We start from the raw sequence: 18442 nt of genomic DNA, 5'->3' as shown, positions 1-18442 counted from the left end.
GTTTCACCGTGTTCCCACTACGTTGTTGCGCTAATTTATAAGGTACCTACATTACCGCATTAACGCGCCTAGTATTGAAAACACGGTGAAGCTCTGAAACACGGATCTTCAAGTTGATTGGGTATAAACATTAATTAACTCGCACCTATCTATCGGTATTGGTAATCTAGATGGATATACAATGACAATGATGTCAATGAGGTGATTTATGCAACGTTCAACCAGCCTATTTTTTGCAAGCTTAGTTATGTTGTTTAGTGCCGCGTTTTCTGCGCCAACTTTTGCTAATGATAATGCTTATAGCGAAGCCGTCACAAACTTCAAGAAAGCCAGCGAGACCCGAGACTTTTTTAATTCTGCTTATGGTTATGCCATATTTCCCACCGTTGCCAAAGGCGGCATTGGGATTGGCGCAGCTTATGGCAATGGCCGTGTCTACCAGGGCGGCACACATATGGGTGATTCAAGCTTAACCCAGTTGTCGATAGGATTTCAGCTCGGCGGTCAGGCTTACAGTGAGATTATCTTTTTTAAAGACGCAAAAGCCTATAATGAGTTCACCAGCGGCAGTTTTGAGTTTAGCGCTCAAGCTTCAGCCGTGGCGATTAACTTAGGCGCCAATGCTCAAGTCGGCACTACGGGTAATTCTGCAGGCGCTGGCCAAGCAGGCAGTAATCATAATGCTGCAGCGGCTTACATTAATGGCATGGCAATTTTCACCGCTGCCAAAGGCGGCTTGATGTTTGAAGCAGCCCTAGCAGGACAGTCGTTTACCTTTGATGCTAAGTAATTAAAATGCATTCAAATGAGTTCGAGTTATACTCGTAGCTTACAGATCATTCAGGCTGCCATTGGCAGCCTGAATTGTTTTGGGTGAGTTGATTCATATTGCTAATTTGTTTGTAAAAAAACAGTTTACATACTAGATCACTCTAACCTGATTGGTATTGGGTTACTTATTTAAAACCCCAAATTCATTGATACTTATTGCCTGCCGCAGGCTCCGTGCAGATGATTAAGCGAGACGCCGCAAGCACATCCATGTGGGCTTAACCAAACATCCCTGTTTTGGACACTCGCTGACTCATCTACACATGTCATTATCTCTCTTCGATGTAACCTCTTGCGTGTCTAGAGGTAAAATCTCATAAAGATTTAAACAACATGATTCGAAATAAGAAGCGCCTCTAATACTAGAGATATACACCTAGTAAGGAATTGATTATTAGACCAATTTGGTTGGATAGCTATGTTAATTCCACTAAGCGTTCGAAACTCGTCTTAAACGTCAGTCAGACTTTCAGTCAACGAGTTCAACACCTAAACTTTCCAATAGACTCAGCGCTTCGCTCATTGAAAATCGTGCCTTTTTCACATTATTTTCAAACACGTCAATAACGTATTCTTCTGAGTCACTGAAATCGACCCCTTGTAAATTTGTTCTCATAAATAAACTATGCCTAAAGTTACAATAAGTCATTGATGAATTTGTAAAGTCACCCTCGCGAAAGTCAACATCATGTAACTTACATTCATCCAAGACTAACTCGTGCAATTTAAGTCCAAAAAATGATGAGTCATTCAAAATACAACGCGTAAAGTTAAGTTCAAAATCTAAGTGGTATATAGCCCATTCAGCTTTCGCCCAATCAACACCGATTAATTTGCTATCTTGAAACCTAACTTCAAACAGCTTTGAATAAGAAAGGTCAACCAAGCTGAAATTACATCGTTCAAATATACAATTAAGAAATTTACAATTTTTGAACTGAGTTTCGGAGAAATCACAGTCTACAAACTGACAGTCCTCAAATTCGATATGATTAAAGTGTTTATGCGAGCCAAGATGTTTTTCAAACAAAATATCTAGATAACTCTCACCATCAACTAACACTTTCATGATTTCCCATCCACCAACACTTTTTTAGACAGTACATCAGGTAGATCAAGTAAACAAGATAGTCAATGTGATGGAATGAACACCCCATCTGAAGCGTTAGCATTTTCATTCTTTACCATAAAGAGGTGGCTGAAGCAGGCAACAAACGCGGTAAAAAGCTCGATAATTTTCCGTCGCAATTTTTTCGCTGCTGTTGTTTGGTTAAAAAGCGAAAATGTTGCCGGAACAGCAGAGGCCAGTTCTTTTATAAAAAGTAAAGAGGGGATTGCTGTTGATCCCCTTTTGGCCCGTGCAGGGTGGAACCTTGCGATCTTAAGCGTTAGTAGCCGCAGGCCATAAGTACATAAGTACATAAGCAAAACGACAAAAAAAAACACCTGGATCCCGGCTCAAAAGCATTGCCGGGAAGACGTAACGAATGGCGTTTACTCATGCCCCCACGGTACTGGTGGTAACGCAACCGGTTTGGTTAAATCAAACTCCACCCTAAAGTCGCGATTTTCGCGCGTTAAGCGATACGTAAAAGTATGTGCTTCAATCATCATCTGCCACACATTGGTGACCGATTGATCTAAGCCATTTTGTTTAAAATTGACTATCGACTCATCATCCACTGGGAACGATTGCATATTGGCGGTACCCACGTCGCGAGTGTCGCCACCGTACATAGTGACCTTGTCTTCAGAGCCGTCTTTGTGGCGGTGATCGTGCTTTAAGCGTAAGCCTGTGTCAGTTTGGGTGATAACCCAGGTGCGTGAATGGTCTTCGCCTACATGAAAAGGCACTTTTATCTCTGTGTCACTGCATTCGCGTACATGCATAATCAGTGCTTTACCGCTAAAGCCATCATCTTCACTGCCACCAGCTGTGATTTTACCAGCAAACGCCTGGCCGCAAAGTTTGGCTATCGACTCAAAAAATTGTTGATGTTGCACTGAGTTCGCGGCGTTACTTGGGACGGCGATTAATGCCGCGCTACATACTAATGCGCGAGTGAAGTAACCACGTAATGTACTCGTTTTAGCCATATTGCTGATCCCTTGCTTATTGATATTATTCTTCCAAACAGGGTACACGCTTTGCGAAGTGAGGCCCAGATAAACTAAACCCGCATAAATGCGGGTTTAGTGTTTATTATAACGCTTACGGTTTACTTAGCGTATTTAGACTTGGTAGCCCAACCGTTTTTTGCTGGTCGTTTTGCCCCAGCAGCTTTAGCTGGCTGACCGCTGTTTTTTGCCGTTGTCTTCGGCTTTTGTCCTGCAGGCTTAGCTTTGGACTTATCAACTTTTGATGTGCCTTTACGGTCTTCAAATTGGTCGGCAGAAAAACGGGTCATGGCTTTTTGGCCACCTTGATTTTTGCCTTTAGCCGCTGGCTTTTGGCCCCATTTCACTCGATTTTGCTCGTTACGGGTTTCTGGCGGCACCAAATGTTGTGGACCATTACCAATTAAGTGCTCTTTACCCATGGCGACTAAGGCTTCACGAATCATCGGCCAACCTGCTGGGTCGTGATAACGTAATAAAAACTTATGCAATTTACGTTGGCGACCTTTTTTAGGCACGCTGACTTGCTCACTGTCGTGCTTCACGTTTTTCAACGAGTTAAGCTCGGTATGGTAAATGGTTGTAGCATTAGCCATCGGCGATGGATAAAAGTTTTGTACTTGATCAAGCTTAAACTTTTGCCCTTTAAGCCATAGCGCAAGGTTAATCATGTCATCATCGGTAGTGCCCGGATGCGCAGAGATAAAGTACGGAATTAAGAACTGCTCTTTACCGGCTTCTTTTGAAAACTTATCAAACAACTCTTTAAATTTGTCGTAAGTGCCCATGCCCGGCTTCATCATTTTACTGAGTGGGCCTTCTTCGGTGTGCTCTGGAGCAATTTTTAAATAGCCGCCCACATGATGTTTAGCCAACTCTTTGATGTAGTCAGGGTCTTCAATGGCTAAGTCGTAACGCACACCCGAGGCAATGAGTACCTTTTTAATACCTGGCACATCGCGAGCCGCACGGTATAAATCGATGGTGTGCTTATGATCTGTACCTAAATGGCCACAAATAGACGGGTACACACACGACAAACGACGACAGGTTTTTTCGGCTTTTTCACTGGTACAGCCTAAGCGATACATGTTAGCCGTTGGGCCACCTAGGTCAGAAATCACCCCGGTAAAACCAGGCACTTTTTCTTGAATGTCTTTAATCTCTTTAATGACCGACTCTTGCGAACGGCTTTGAATAATTCGCCCTTCGTGCTCGGTAATCGAACAAAATGAACAACCACCAAAACAACCACGCATAATGTTGATTGAGGTTTTGATCATGTCGTAAGCAGGGATTTTCTCTTTGCCATAAACTGGGTGCGGCACACGCTGATATGGCAAGTCGAATACGGCATCCATTTCATCTGTATTCAATGGCCAGGCAGGTGGGTTAACCCAAACGCCACGGTTTGCGTCATGCGGCTGAAATAGCGCGCGAGCACAGCCTGGATTTTGCTCTTGGTGCAAAATACGCGATGCATGGGCGTATAAATATTTGTCTTCGCTGACCTTGTCAAAAGCAGGCAATAGCACATAGGTTTTTTCCCATGGCTTAGGACGAGGCGGCTGAATACTAATAGGCTTTGGCGCATCGTTATCAAAAATTTTGTTGTCTGTTGGGCCAGATAAATTACTGCAACCCACATCATCAGCGCCGTAAGGGTTTGGGAGCGGCTCAATTTTATGTAGCTGGTCAATTTTACACGAGTCCATACCGCGCCAACCCGGCATTGGGTCTTTACGCATTACCGCAGTGCCGCGTACATCGTCGATATCACTAATGGCTTCGCCTGCAGCAATACGTCGAGCCACTTCCATGAGTGGGCGCTCGGCATTACCGTAAATTAAGATGTCGGCTTTGGCGTCAAAAATGACACTGCGACGCACTTTATCTGACCAATAATCATAATGGGCAATGCGGCGTAAACTGGCTTCAATACCACCAATGACCACAGGTACTTCTTTAAAGGCTTCTTTACAACGCTGGGTGTATACGGTTACCGCGCGATCTGGGCGTTTACCGCCAATATCACCAGCGGTGTAGGCGTCGTCATGACGTAATTTACGGTCGGCGGTGTAGCGGTTAATCATCGAATCCATGTTGCCAGCCGTAACCCCAAAAAACAGGTTAGGACGACCAAGCTGCATAAAGTCTTCTTTACTTGACCAATCTGGCTGAGAAATAATTCCCACACGGTAACCTTGGGCTTCAAGCATGCGCCCTATCACCGCCATACCAAAACTTGGATGGTCTACATACGCATCGCCTGTGACGACGATAATATCGCAACTATCCCAACCTAAAATATCCATCTCTTTGCGAGACATGGGTAAAAAAGGAGCGGTTCCGTAGCATTCTGCCCAAAACTTTGGATAATTAAATAACGTTGACTCAACTTGCATGTATATGACCTACATAAATGGGGAAATCAGTCTAACTGATCCGATGATAATCACAGCTTAATGCTGAATTTAACGGACGCGGAGTATAGCAGCACAGAGACACTAAGTGTGACTAAAAAAGCAGCAAAAGTGAAATATTTTATCAGTAATTAACCCTATAAAAAGTGGTGATAAGCCAATATCACCACCGCCAAAGCACTTATAATCCTAGAAAGAAGCCAATATTAGCTACTGCTAAAACCAAAAACACAATCCAAGTGGCCAACACCCCCCAAAAGCGACCAAAGTGATAACCGCCTTGCCCTTGGTTTAGCCCTATTGCATGTAATAAACGCGCCACAATCCAAACCGTTCCGATACTGTGTATTAAGTAAACTGGCATGCCATTTAATTCTGCTAATGCTAACAAAATAAGCACAATAGGCGCGTTTTCAATTAAATTACCATGTGCTCTTATGGCAATAGACAGCCCTTGATGACCACCATCGCCTATGCCTATTTTATTTGCACGACGAAATTTAACCACTTTATAAGATAATGCTAAAACCAATAGCGCCGTTAACCCTGCATATAAACCCGTTACCATCAATGTCATGAGTTATTCCTTTAGTTGATTATATTATTATTTTGACATCTTCGATTAATACCACAATGCTATTGTGATGTTAAAACAACATTTTGAATCAGTTTGTCTATAAACACACGTTCTAATCGGTTAGTATTCGCGCCAAATTAAGCCCTATACCTTAACAAGAGTGACTATCGCCCAGTGGATAATCAGGATTTTCTAGAAAAACGTAGATTTATCATCAAATTAGGTAAAGCCCTACATAAGTTTGGTACTCCTGCGTATCGCTTAGAATCCCACTTGCAAACGGTATGTAGCACGCTTGGTATTGAGGGGTATTTTTTAATATCTCCGACTTCGATGACCTTTGTGCTGCAACACGACACCGAACAAGAATATAACCATGTAGCGCGTGTTAAACCAGGTGACCTTGATTTAGGCTCATTAGCACGGACATTTGAGTTAGTTGAAGAGCTCAGTTCAGGCCAACGTACCTTACAAGAAGCACTAGAACGTTTAGAAGAAATCGCCAATAAACCTAACCCCTATGGCCACAAACTAACATTGCTTGCTTTCGGTACAAGTGCTGGGGCGTTTGCCATGTTAATGGGCACTGGTTGGCATGATGTTTTTTGGTCGGCCATTCTTGGGTTGTTAGTTTACAGTTTAGTGTTTTGGGCTGAGCGCTCTAAACGCTTTGCCGAAATGCTCGAGCCTATGGCTGCTGTGATGTGCGCAATTTTAGCGACGGCTATCTCTCAGTTTGACCCGAGCATTAATTTACCGGTGACCATTTTATCGGGGATTATTATCTTTGTGCCTGGCCTTGCTTTGACGCTGGGCCTAGCAGAACTTGCCGCCCGCGATTTAATCTCTGGTACAGCACGTATTATGGATGCGGTAATGCAGTTATTTAAACTGTACTTTGGCGCGGTACTTGGTATGACGATAGGTAAAGCCATATTTGGCGACGTGACCTACATTGACCCAATCCCTTTACCTCGTTGGGCAATATGGTCGGCGGTGCCATTATTGTCGATGTCGTTAGTGATTATCTTTAAAGCGCGCCTTAAAGACTCCCCTTGGGGTGTGTTTGCCGGGATTGTGGCCTTTTTCTCGGCTATGCTTGGTGGTATTTATTTAGGTGAGTCGATTGGTATTTTTGTTGGTGCGCTGGCGGTTGGAATATACTCAAACCTCTATGCCCGCTGGATGAAAGCCCCAGTGTCGATAGCATTATTGCAGGGCATTGTTATTTTGGTGCCCGGCAGTAAAACCTATATTGGTTTAAACGCACTGATATCGGGTGAAACAATGCTAAATCAGGCGCATTTAGGCTCGCAAATATTTTTGATTTTTATGTCGCTCATCGCAGGGCTTATTTTCGCCAACGTTGTGGTTCCCCCACGTCGTTCGTTGTAGCGATTCCACTCTCCCAGCAAAAGCGCTGCCGACTAGGCAGCGCTTTGTTCCTATGGTGCAAGTCACGCTAAAACCTTTAAACACTTGACTATTCCTCCATACAAGTGTGTTATTAAGGCAAGCGATAACGCAATAGCTGCATCTTAGTCACACTAATTTAACGTCGGCGTTTCCTTAAAAAATATAACAAAAAACAATAAGGACGAATTTATGCCAAGAGTCATACTGGCAGCCTTTTTTTTCGTCATCTTGCTTTCTCACACCAGCGCCAGCGCTAAAGATAAGCCGGTGGACAATTCACCCGCACTATCGACAGTGAATAAACATGATGTCGACAAGGTCGCTAATATCGTCGTTGTCAGTTACCCCATTTTTGATGAATCAGACCCCGATACAATCTTTTTGCATCGTTGGGCAAACTATTTACACATCAACACCACTGAATCCACCATCCTCAATAGTTTAAGCTTTGAAAAAGGCGACAAAATTAGCAAAAAAGATCTGGAAGAAGCCCAACGATTACTACGTTATGAGCCGTATATTCGCGATGCCGAGATTAATATCGCCTATAAAGACCCACTAGCCGAAGACGATGCTGAAGATGTGGTAGTCGTTGAAACCTGGGATAACTGGTCATTACTGCCCACTATGAGCCTCAGTACAAACGGTGGTGATACTAAATATTCATTTGGGATCAAAGAAGATAACTTAATGGGGTTAGGGGTACAAACCAAAATAAAATACCAATCAAGTGCCGACCGCACAGGGTATAAGTTTGCATTTGATGCGCCCGTTAGGTGGGTAAAACATGGCAGTATCGCCGTGGATTTTTACGACAATAGCGACGGCCAAGCTTCTGCATTAGCATTTAACAAACCCTTTTATTCCCTCGACACAAAAGACATGTATGGGGTTGCGTGGTCTACCGATACCCGTATCGACACCATTAGACAAAATGGTGACGACATTAATGAATTTGAACATATTATCGATTACGCCAATATTGGCTTGGGTTGGTTAGTCGACAAAAACGATGACCATTTACATCGTGTCAGTCTGGGCCTTAGGCAAGAGCAGCACGTGTTTAATAATATTGATAGCTACCCTGACTCAACGCTGCCCAATACTCGCGACTTTACCTACCCATGGATAAGTTATGAATACTTACAAGACCAATATAAAGTGTTAAACAATATCCATTTAATCAATAACAATGAAGACTTTAACCTAGGCTGGCGTCACGTGGTCACATTTGGATTAGAAACAAACGATGTTGCCGACAACTCTGCGCTAGGTTACCACTTAACATTTTCAACCACTCGAGGCTGGCAACAAGAAAATCAGTTATTGTTAATGAGTTTATCAGGAAAAGCTGATATTCAAACTGGCCAACAAGATTTTTATAATGTGGGTATAGCAGCTGAGTACTTTCATGAAATTAACCCCAAATGGACCGCATACTCTAAAGCCAAAATGGCCACATCACACAATAACTATCTCGACCAAACCTTTGCTTTAGGCGATGAAACCGGCATACGAGGTTATCCAAATGACTATCAGCACGGTGATAACCAATGGTTACTCACTAGCGAAATCCGCTATTACCCCAATATCAATTTGTATCAATTAGCAGAATTAGGCTGGGCACTGTTTGCCGATGTAGGCCATGCCTTTGGCGGTCCAGATGAGTTAAATGAAGTCAGCGGCCCCATTGGCAGCGTCGGCATTGGCGCGAGGTTATATTCATCAAAGTCGAGTTATGGCAATGTTGCCCATATTGATATCGCCATGCCAATGACATCGGGAGATGACACGAATGAATGGGAATTTCGATTCCAAGTGAAGGAGCATTTTTAGGCATAAAAAGCCCCACCCGACAACTGAGTTCAGTTTAACGAGCGGGGTTATTATTGGCTATAAATTGGCTTAAAAGTGATGTGATACCTGCATGACCACTTCTCTCGGTGCGCCGGGGAAGTGGCCATTACGCTCTGAGAATCCACTGATAGCATATTCTTTATCAAATAGATTTTTCACATTCAGCTGAAACTGGGTTTGTTGCCATGTCGTGGTCCAGCTCATGTCGAACACAGTGTAAGGTTTGACTATTTGATCGTCAGCACTAACCTGCTCGCTGACGTAATCAGCACCAAAAGCAATTGCCGACTGTAAGCTGTCGATATCATAACGGGTCCATAAACCCGCTTGATGTCGCGGCGCATTGACAAATTTGCTGCCGTCAGCATATGTGTCTCCTACATCGCCCTGGGTTACCCGTGCGTCGTTATAGGCGTAATTGGCCATAATGGTCCAGTCGGCAGTAATGTCGCCCACTAAGGTAAACTCAAGCCCTTTGCTTTCAACTTCACCTAAGCTGACCAGTGCCGCAATGCCATCGTCGACACCAGTGTCGTCAGGATTGCTCATGGCCACATCTTTTTTAGTGATTTGATACGCTGCTAATGTGGTCATCACGCTACCGTCAAACCACTGGTTTTTAACCCCTACCTCAACTTGTTCACCTATTTCTGGGTCTAAGCCGCCGTCAGCATCAGCCTCTTCCTGGTCGCCTATAGATGTTGGATTAAAGCTTTCAGAGTAGTTCACATAAAATGAGGTGTCTGGCGAGTATTTATAAACTACACCTGCGCGCGGTGAAATGTGTTCGTCGCTAAACTCAAAACCACTCTCTTTATCATAATCATTAAAGTGATCGTAACGCAGACCAACCAGCAATAACCATTTGTCGGTTAAGGTGATTTGGTCTTGAGCATAAAAGCCCATACGTTCGATTTTTTCACCATCGCGATTTTGATCCGTTAAGGTGTAATCGGCTGGATCGCTTTCGCCATAGTTCAATTCAAATATATTTAAATTTGCCACGCCATCAGCCTCGTACCGTGCGCGCCAATAATCATATTCGCTATCCACATGATGGTAATCAGCACCAAACAACACCGTTTGCTCAATGGTGCTATCTAGACGGTAAACAAAATCTGAGGTGACACTCACTTCTTGATTGGCACGGTATTGCTTGCGGTATTCACGTTTAATGGTTTCATCATCAACGTTGGCTTCACCGTCACCATTTACATCAACCCAGCCTTGCGACTCGTGATAGCCCTGAACTCGCTCGTTATCAACAAAACGCACTGTGGTATCAACGCTTAAGTTATCACTAAAATAGTGCTGTAGCTGTGCTTGCAGCACCGTGGCTTCTAAGTTTTGATAGTCAGAAGCTTCATTGGCGTTATAACTTGGGTCGACTAAAAAATTGCCATCATCATCGACCGGCACACCGCGTAAACGATTGCCGCCTAAATCTTGCTTAATGTAGTCAATTGTTGTGGTTAAGCGTGTGTCATCATCAAGTTGAAATAACAGCCCTGCCGTTAACTCAGTATTTTCGGAGTCGGCATTATTACGAAAGCTATCTTTTTGCTCATAAAAAGCCCCGACACGATACGCGATACTGTCGGTTAAGCCGCCTTTAGAATCAATCGAACCGCCAACTCTGTCATCGTCACCGACGGTAAATGTCACTTCTGTGTCTTGTTCAAAACTCGGTTTTTTGGTGACATAGTTAATCATGCCACCAGGTTCTCCACCGCCATAAAGTGCAGCGGCTGGGCCTTTTAATACTTCGACACGCTCAACGTTGAATAACTGCGGCACTCCAAACCCCGAGAAAGGGTCACCGCGTACACCGTCATAAAACACGTTGCTGTCATCACGAAAACCACGAAAGGTCACGCCAGAGTAACTATAAGCACTTACGCCTGCGATAGAGCGGTATAAATCGGTAATTTCGCGAGCGGCCTGGTCAACAATAAGCTGTTCATTTAATACTTGCACCGATTGCGGCAAATCCATCATATCGGTTTCAACTTTGGTGCCCACTGAACTAGAAGACTCACGATAAAAGGTTTGCGCTCGGCCCATTACAGTGATTTTTTCGATTGATTCTGCTGACTCGGTAGGAGTAACAGGCTCATTAGCACTGACACTCATTACAGGTAACAGTAGGCTGAACAACCCAAGATTAACCATTTTCAATTGCATTACATTCTCAACGACAACATTAAAATTTGCCGGCAATATAACACCAAACGCTAATGACAACTATTATCACTTAAGAATTTACATTTGTGCCTAATATGTTACGTCCTCAATGGTGCAAGGGGGCATATTTTTCGCAAATTGCCCGTCAAAGTTGTCCGTCACAATTTCAACACGAGTAAAGCCATCTTGCCCTTTAACACTCTGAAGCCGATAAAGCGGTAACCTCATCAAGATTTGCAGCCAATTAAGGCTTGTACTTCGTTATTATTAACGCATTAAGTTATATTTGACCGCTATCTTCTCAGCGAGTCCTTTTCATAACATTTCAATCAATAACTTATCGGTATCTTATTGAAAAAAATGTTAATTTTAGCCTTTAACAAAAAATAAATTTATTTTATATATGACCATGCTACTCGTAGCAATAGCGGGTAACCATGTCATTTATTCCGTTAACGTTCATTTTATTCAATAGATATAATCTTGCTGCTAATTTCGGTTTCGAAGTCTTGATATCCGTTATTAATTCATGCAAAAACAAACTCTTCCCAGCACTCTTAAGGTGATCTTCATCACATTACCCCGTAATTGTGTTAAGCTTGCCGCGATAACAACATCGTTACATTGGGTTAGAAAATTTAACATACCAAGTTGATATCTAATCAAATGTAAGAGCCAATACAAGTGGCCCGTCAAACATAAAGCAAATATTCCTTTTTTTGCAGGAGGCATTAAATGCAAGACTACGTAGAACAAATCGATATTAATCAATACCTACCGTTAATAATTGATGTAGGGATCAATGTATTATTAGCTGGGCTAATTTTGATTGTTGGTTTTTATATTGCTAATAAAGTGAGCTCAATCATCAATAAAATTGGTGAAAGTTACGATAAGCTCGACAACACATTATTCCGTTTTTTAGGCAGTGTAGCGAAGTACATCATTCTCGCTTTTGTTGCTATTGCGGTGTTAAATCGTTTTGGCGTGCAAACAGCCTCTATTGTGGCATTGTTAGGTGCTGCTGGTTTAGCTGTTGGTTTAGCATTACAAGGAACATTATCTAACCTTGCTGCTGGCGTAATGTTATTACTATTCCGTCCTTATAAAGTGGGCGACTTTATTAGCGCGGCTGATCGATTTGGTAATGTTCAAGAAATCGATTTATTCACTACGATCCTTAAAACGTTTGATAATCAGCATATTATTGTGCCAAACAGTCAAATTTGGGGGGCTCAAATCGTTAACCATTCCTTCCATGATGTTCGTGGTGTAGATATGCACTTTGGTGTGGCTTACAAAGAAAATACCGATGAAGTACGCAAAGTTATTGATGCGGTATTGGCTGCACATCCACATATTTTAAAAGACCCAGCGCCATTTGTTGAAGTTGAAACCTTAAATGACAGTTCAGTGGACTTCTTGGTCCGTCCTTTCTGTCATGGTGAACATTACTTCGACATCCTGTACTCAATCCCTGAGCAAATCAAAAAAGCCCTGGATGAAGCCGGTATTGAAATTCCTTTCCCACACAGAAAGCTGATCATCGAAAAAGAGCAATAATCGCTAAGTTTCGATGAAAACAACGAGCAAGTGCCTTAGGGCCTTGCTCGTTTTTATTAGCCTATAAATCGCGCCTGTGTTAGCTAGCTTTATATGGTCATGTTATTAAGCTGATCTGAATTTATTGTAGAATTTATTGAGTCACCCATTTTATGGTGTAACAACATAACCCTCTTATATTTGATTTGCCAACAACGATAGGTGGCATCATTTCTTATAACCATGGTACTTGTTTACACTGTTGTCGCTATCATGCAGAGCTCGATCATGCCAAGGACTCCGAGTCCGACTGGGTGATAAGAGCCGCAAGATAGCACATTAAATACTCACCAGGGTTGTTGTTATTGATGAAGAAATGGCTCAGTCCAACCAGTGCTAGCCCGAATAGGCCAAGGATAGGAAAAACCTAATCCGCATGGGTGTTTCAATTGACCGGCGCAGTGGTACGGATTTCATTAGGGGCGCAGCTTGGCTGTTAAGCCCGCCTCTTTATAAATATCAGGGCAGTACAACCGCTTCTAGCGGTAAATAAGTCGCATCAAAAGTAACGATAAGAGTGAGAATGTTGTACAGAAAACTAAGGTCAAAAAGCCTTCGGTGAGCAGTGTATTATCTTGACTCACCGGGAACGTCCATATATGGCACCTTTTCATTTATTTACCAATAAAAATATAGAAAATAACGGGAGTGTATACTTTTGAAAGTTTTGTCTTAATGTGTTCTAATACGATCTCCATCGCGACAGCTTCAGTATCCCCGCTGCGACGATTTGTATATTCAAACTGGCCTCTGCTCAACTTTTTATCACCGATAATAATAATAATAATATGTGGGATACCTATTAACTCAATATCTTTTAGCATCACGCCTGGACGCTCCTTACGATCATCCAACAAGACCTCTACGTTCATAGTCATTAATTCACTGTATAGCTTCTCTGCAGCTTTTTAGACCTCTGCTGATTTATGCATGTTTATTGGTATAATGGCCACTTGAAATGGCGCTATTGATTCTGGCCAGATAATTCCCTTATCATCATGATGCTGCTCAATTGCTGCGGCTACAACACGAGTGATCCCTATACCGTAACTTCCTATTTCCATTGTCTTAGCCTTACCATTTATATCAATTACCTTTGCTTCCATCGATTTAGTATAAGAATCACCAAGCTGGAAAATATGGCCAACTTCAATCCCTCGCTTAAGAAGCAAAGTACCTTTTCCACATGGACTAGGATCTCCCTCAACAACGTTACGCAAGTCGGCAACTTTACCTAACTTAGCATCACGATTCCAATTTATACCTAAGTAGTACTTCCCATCCACATTAGCACCTGCACCAAAGTCATTCATTACTGCTACGGCTCTATCTAGGATTAATGGAAATTCAAGCCCCACAGGCCCAACCCAATCAGGACCTGCACTGACTAATTTAACTGTTTTGGCTACTGTTATTTTCTCCAATGGACAAAACACTTCAGCAAGGTTTTCAGCTTTCATTTCATTAAGTTCATGATCACTACGTATCACTAGCCCAATTACATCTACGTCTATCGCATCAGAAGCTTTAACTAATATCGTCTTGACCGTGTTTTCTATAGCAAAACCTTCTTTTTTTACTAGCTCTGCCACCGTTTGAGTATTTTCACTTTTAACTAATTCCAGCTCTTGAAACGCTGCTTCATGATTAATTGTCGCTATAGCTTCGGCCTTCTCAATGTTTGCCGCGTAGTCTGATCCAGTCGAAAAAGCTATTAAGTCTTCTCCACTTTCAGCCAACACATGAAACTCATGAGAAATATAACCACCAATTGAACCTGTATCGGCAAGAACTGAGCGGAAATTCAAGTCCATACGATTAAATATATTGCTGTAAGCTTGATGCATCTCTGTATACGTTGTTTTCAAACATTCTTTATCTAAGTGAAAAGAATAAGCGTCTTTCATAATAAACTCTCGAGAGCGCATTACACCAAATCTTGGTCTAACCTCATCACGAAATTTCGTTTGAACTTGGAATACATTTAGAGGTAATTGTTTATAAGAGTTTACTTCGCTGCGAATTACATCAGTTATAACTTCTTCATGCGTAGGACCGAGTACCATCATTCGGTCGTTTCGATCACTGATTCGCATCAATTCAGGGCCAAATTTGTCCCAACGCCCAGTTTCTTTCCAAAGTGATGAAGGCTGAATTGCTGGCATCAACATTTCGACTGCGTTAACGTGATTCATCTCCTCACGAATAATCTGCTCTACCTTATGAAGCACACGTAATCCCATAGGTAACCTGGAATAAAGACCCGAAGCCAACTTGCGGATCATTCCTGCACGTAGCATTAATTGGTGGCTAACAATGTCGGCACTATTTGGTGTTTCTTTTTGAGTTACAAGTAAAATTTTACTGGTCCGCACTTTTAGATTCCCCCTTAAGCAATTGGTAAATCGCTACTACTTAGTGTCACTAGTAGTAACCCCACCACACATAAAGCTTAATATAAATACAATAAAAACAGATAGATGAAATTCCCCCTTTTCTATCTACTTCCCTTTATAGTTCATGATTTAACTTAGTTTTAATGAGATAGTTCAAATTAACACTTGCACATTAGCGCATATGTACATACCATTCAATTTAAATTTTGAAACTAATTGAAGAGGTAATTTTGGATACAGTTAAATTAATGGTTGCAGTTGATGAGTTCATTCATGTGGGCGGAGGATTAGTCCTCATTATTGCTGTCGTATCAATCCTAACGGGGTTAATGCGAGAGTATGTGCCACAAGATAAGCTGCAAAAGCAAATCAACAAACATGAAAAATGGGGAACATTACTCGGGGCAAGCTTTGGTATGTTGACCCCTTTCTGTAGTGCAGCTGTTGTCCCTGTAACGATGGGAATGGCATCAATGGGAGCATCATTAGGAACAGTATTGAGCTTTTTAATATCTGCTCCTCTATGTAATTTCATTGTCTTAGCAATGATTTATGCAACTTTTGGCCTAAAAATCACAGCCGTATACTTTGTCATTACTTTTACTGCCGCAGTATTAGGCGGCTGGCTAATTTCAATATCGCCTTGGAAAAATGAAATTAAACGAGGCGATGAGTTGGAAGACGCAAAGAAAGTACCTAGCTGCGGTACAAGCAGTCCAGCAGCCTCAAGTTGCGGACCTGCTCCTGCAACCGCGATGTCTTGTGAAACGACTAATCAGCCTACTATGCAAGAGTCATGCGGCTCTGTCAGTATGAGTTGCGACTCGTCATCTGCTATGACTTTAGAAGGCGTGACACCATCACGTATGAGTAATGCAATGCGTGCTGCTCTAGCCTTATTCAAGCGAATTATTCCTTATGTGCTATTAGGAGCGTTTATTAGTGGTCTATCAGCAGCATACTTGCCTGCTGAATTGGTAGAAAAATATGTCGGTGGTGATAGCCTGCAGGCCATTATCATTGCAGCAGTTATTGGTATTCCGCTTTATTTGCGTATCGAAATGGCTATTCCACTACTTAATGTTCTTATTTTAAAAGGAATGGGCTTGGGGCCAGCATTAGCGCTTATTATTGGTGGAACGGGTGCGAGTCTACCAGAGATAGCGTTAGTATCTTCGGTGCTAAAACGAAAAGCCGTGATCGCATTTGTCACAATAGTTCTAACCACCGCAATTGTGGGTGGCATGATTTTCCAGTATGTAATTTGATATCTAACTACGCCACTACTAACACCTAGTAGTGGCGTTCATTATGAGTAAAGAGTATGAAAATCGGCCTACTAATCTGTGGCGATGTATCTAACACATTAAAGAATATATATGGCACTTATAGTAATTGTTTAGCCAGAGAGTTTGGACTGATAAATGATAATGAACTTTCTATTTGGAATGCCCATAAATACGAGCTTCCTTCATCTGTTAACCAATGTGATGTTTATATTATTAGCGGTAGCCCTTCAAGCGTTTATGATGAAGAAAGCTGGATTGATAGCTTAATTCTATTCACTCAAAAAGCTTTTCGTAACGGAAAAAAACTAATTGGAATCTGTTTTGGACATCAATTAATTAACTACGCATTAGGAGGAAGTGTTACGCGTTCAATCAATGGTTGGGGATTAGGTGTATATAGCACCACTGTTTATCAAAACTTTTTAGAGTTACGCCAAGGAGAAAAATTATCACTGTTTGCCATGCACCAAGATCAGGTAATTAGGCCAGCTAAGGCATTTGAAATCATTGCAGGCAATCATTTTTGTCCAAATTATATGACTCGCTTCCAAAATCAAGTTCTTACTATGCAGGGCCACCCAGAGTTTAATGCTCAATTTTTTTTAGCATTACTTCAGGAAACAAGGCAGAAATATAATGAGCATACAATGAGTAACGCTATAGCCACATCGAAAATCTCTGTTGATAACATGATGTTTAACAAGCTTGTTAGCCAATTTATAACCAACATAAGTGACACCAAATATGAAGAAATTATTGAAGTCTGTGGGTAACTATTGTGCTTACTCGCAACTATATTACGTCATTAAAAGTTCTGTTAAGGAACGAACAATTCCTCTTGAGGCCAAAACTGGCGCGCACATCGCTTTACTTGCGATATTTTGCCCCTTTTTCTGGGTTGCCCTCTTATCTGGAGCCAATGTAAGTACCCTCATGTTCCATGCAACACATTCAGGAATAGTTTTTCTAATCGGTGTTAGTATAATGGCCTTAGGATATTTTAAAGCAGCTAGAGAAAGCCATGATAGATGAAAAATATATTGATGCACTAAAGGCATTATCTGAACCTAATCGACTGCGTTTATTTTGGCTATTACTTCATGCTAATCAAGAGATTACAGTGGCAGAAGCAATGGATGTTACCCAGGATAATCAGTACAATGTTTCTCGTAACTTAAAAATGCTATATAAGGCAGGCCTGTTAACGCCACATAAGCAAGGAAAGTGGGTTTACTACACTTTAAAAGAGCAAACAGCTCCCCATTGCCAATCTTTAGTTCAATCAGTCAAGTTTTTGCCAAAAGAAAATTTTTCAGAAGTAATGAGACTGTGCCTTATACGCTTATCCATGCGTGTCAATGGGGAATGTGTTGTAGGCGCAAATAGTGATGAATGGTTACAAGCAACAAACCAAGCATAATTATTAGTTTATTCAAAATTTTCAATCTTCATATATTGAGAAAGATAACTCCTTTTTTAATTTATTGAGCCACCCATTTTATGGTTTAACAACATAACCCTATTTTATTTGTGTTGCCAATCTTAGGCTCGTTTAATAATCAAATGATTCAACCCATAAGTCTTTTCAGTTAATAATCAATTTCCATTACTTGCCCCGTACACCAGGGTGAGATCGTGAACGTTTTTTGAGCTGATGATATTGACACACAATCTGTTTGACGCCTTGGCTTAGCTGTGATCTTATACTCTCTTTTAGGAGAGTAAAATATGTACCTTGAAGCCTTCACA

The 18442-nt window shown here is 41.8% G+C and carries 13 protein-coding genes and 1 pseudogene; 8 read left to right on the top strand and 6 right to left on the bottom strand.

Annotated elements, in window-relative coordinates; translation table 11 throughout:
- Positions 1–208 precede the first annotated feature (208 nt).
- Positions 209–790 (top strand): lipid-binding SYLF domain-containing protein, encoded by a 582-nt coding sequence (locus IEY48_RS18820; RefSeq protein WP_188923067.1) that lies wholly within the window; start codon positions 209–211, stop codon positions 788–790.
- A 510-nt stretch (positions 791–1300) separates the two neighbouring features.
- On the opposite strand, the gene IEY48_RS18815 is transcribed toward IEY48_RS18820, so the two are convergent.
- A complete protein-coding gene (locus tag IEY48_RS18815) occupies positions 1301–1900 on the bottom strand; it encodes a pentapeptide repeat-containing protein (protein WP_188923065.1) in 600 nt (199 codons plus the stop codon).
- Positions 1901–1975: 75 nt separating this feature from the next.
- Here IEY48_RS18815 and IEY48_RS18810 point away from each other — a divergent pair, with 75 nt between their 5' ends.
- Complete coding sequence (locus IEY48_RS18810) at positions 1976–2239, top strand: hypothetical protein (RefSeq protein ID WP_188923063.1); 264 nt, start codon at positions 1976–1978, stop codon at positions 2237–2239.
- Positions 2240–2325: 86 nt separating this feature from the next.
- Here IEY48_RS18810 and IEY48_RS18805 read toward each other — a convergent pair whose 3' ends face one another.
- The 3 genes from IEY48_RS18805 to IEY48_RS18795 form a co-directional block, all read right to left on the bottom strand.
- Positions 2326–2928 carry a hypothetical protein gene (locus tag IEY48_RS18805; protein ID WP_188923061.1) on the bottom strand — a complete coding sequence of 201 codons (603 nt, stop codon included), beginning with the start codon at positions 2926–2928 and terminating at the stop codon, positions 2326–2328.
- A gap of 122 nt (positions 2929–3050) precedes the next feature.
- On the bottom strand, positions 3051–5354 hold the full coding sequence (locus tag IEY48_RS18800) for a YgiQ family radical SAM protein (RefSeq protein WP_188923059.1): 2304 nt from the start codon (positions 5352–5354) through the stop codon (positions 3051–3053).
- Between the two features lie 199 nt (positions 5355–5553).
- Positions 5554–5949 carry an MAPEG family protein gene (locus tag IEY48_RS18795; protein WP_188923057.1) on the bottom strand — a complete coding sequence of 132 codons (396 nt, stop codon included), beginning with the start codon at positions 5947–5949 and terminating at the stop codon, positions 5554–5556.
- A gap of 174 nt (positions 5950–6123) precedes the next feature.
- Between IEY48_RS18795 and IEY48_RS18790 the strand changes: the two genes are divergently transcribed.
- Positions 6124–7344: a threonine/serine exporter family protein gene (locus tag IEY48_RS18790; protein ID WP_188923055.1), complete on the top strand. Its 1221-nt coding sequence runs from the start codon at positions 6124–6126 to the stop codon at positions 7342–7344.
- A 210-nt stretch (positions 7345–7554) separates the two neighbouring features.
- Complete coding sequence (locus IEY48_RS18785; RefSeq protein ID WP_188923053.1) at positions 7555–9201, top strand: ShlB/FhaC/HecB family hemolysin secretion/activation protein; 1647 nt, start codon at positions 7555–7557, stop codon at positions 9199–9201.
- Positions 9202–9270: 69 nt separating this feature from the next.
- Here IEY48_RS18785 and IEY48_RS18780 read toward each other — a convergent pair whose 3' ends face one another.
- On the bottom strand, positions 9271–11406 hold the full coding sequence (locus IEY48_RS18780) for a TonB-dependent siderophore receptor (protein ID WP_188923051.1): 2136 nt from the start codon (positions 11404–11406) through the stop codon (positions 9271–9273).
- A gap of 735 nt (positions 11407–12141) precedes the next feature.
- Between IEY48_RS18780 and IEY48_RS18775 the strand changes: the two genes are divergently transcribed.
- Complete coding sequence (locus tag IEY48_RS18775; RefSeq protein WP_188923049.1) at positions 12142–12969, top strand: mechanosensitive ion channel family protein; 828 nt, start codon at positions 12142–12144, stop codon at positions 12967–12969.
- 653 nt (positions 12970–13622) lie between these two features.
- On the opposite strand, the pseudogene IEY48_RS18770 reads toward IEY48_RS18775, so the two are convergent.
- Positions 13623–15383, bottom strand: a pseudogene (locus IEY48_RS18770) (proline--tRNA ligase).
- Positions 15384–15634: 251 nt separating this feature from the next.
- Here IEY48_RS18770 and IEY48_RS18765 point away from each other — a divergent pair.
- The 3 genes from IEY48_RS18765 to IEY48_RS18755 all read left to right on the top strand — a co-directional run bounded on the left by IEY48_RS18765 (position 15635) and on the right by IEY48_RS18755 (position 18113).
- The gene (locus IEY48_RS18765) at positions 15635–16672 is read left to right on the top strand and encodes a permease (protein ID WP_229786575.1); all 1038 of its coding nucleotides are present in this window, start codon (positions 15635–15637) and stop codon (positions 16670–16672) included.
- 56 nt (positions 16673–16728) lie between these two features.
- A complete protein-coding gene (locus IEY48_RS18760) occupies positions 16729–17466 on the top strand; it encodes a type 1 glutamine amidotransferase (protein WP_188923047.1) in 738 nt (245 codons plus the stop codon).
- A 248-nt stretch (positions 17467–17714) separates the two neighbouring features.
- On the top strand, positions 17715–18113 hold the full coding sequence (locus IEY48_RS18755) for an ArsR/SmtB family transcription factor (RefSeq protein WP_188923045.1): 399 nt from the start codon (positions 17715–17717) through the stop codon (positions 18111–18113).
- Positions 18114–18442: the final 329 nt, after the last annotated feature.

The organism is Shewanella saliphila, assembly GCF_014648295.1.
Taxonomy (GTDB): domain Bacteria; phylum Pseudomonadota; class Gammaproteobacteria; order Enterobacterales; family Shewanellaceae; genus Shewanella; species Shewanella saliphila.
The sequence above is the reverse complement of the archived record's forward strand: the minus strand, read 5'-3'. Positions and strand labels throughout refer to the sequence as shown.

Coding starts and splice junctions, on each gene's coding strand:
- IEY48_RS18820 (WP_188923067.1), top strand. CDS start 209: ATGCAACGTTCAACCAGCCTATTTTTTGCAAGCTTAGTTATGTTGTTT.
- IEY48_RS18815 (WP_188923065.1), bottom strand. CDS start 1,900: ATGAAAGTGTTAGTTGATGGTGAGAGTTATCTAGATATTTTGTTTGAA.
- IEY48_RS18810 (WP_188923063.1), top strand. CDS start 1,976: ATGAACACCCCATCTGAAGCGTTAGCATTTTCATTCTTTACCATAAAG.
- IEY48_RS18805 (WP_188923061.1), bottom strand. CDS start 2,928: ATGGCTAAAACGAGTACATTACGTGGTTACTTCACTCGCGCATTAGTA.
- IEY48_RS18800 (WP_188923059.1), bottom strand. CDS start 5,354: ATGCAAGTTGAGTCAACGTTATTTAATTATCCAAAGTTTTGGGCAGAA.
- IEY48_RS18795 (WP_188923057.1), bottom strand. CDS start 5,949: ATGACATTGATGGTAACGGGTTTATATGCAGGGTTAACGGCGCTATTG.
- IEY48_RS18785 (WP_188923053.1), top strand. CDS start 7,555: ATGCCAAGAGTCATACTGGCAGCCTTTTTTTTCGTCATCTTGCTTTCT.
- IEY48_RS18780 (WP_188923051.1), bottom strand. CDS start 11,406: ATGCAATTGAAAATGGTTAATCTTGGGTTGTTCAGCCTACTGTTACCT.
- IEY48_RS18775 (WP_188923049.1), top strand. CDS start 12,142: ATGCAAGACTACGTAGAACAAATCGATATTAATCAATACCTACCGTTA.
- IEY48_RS18760 (WP_188923047.1), top strand. CDS start 16,729: ATGAAAATCGGCCTACTAATCTGTGGCGATGTATCTAACACATTAAAG.
- IEY48_RS18755 (WP_188923045.1), top strand. CDS start 17,715: ATGATAGATGAAAAATATATTGATGCACTAAAGGCATTATCTGAACCT.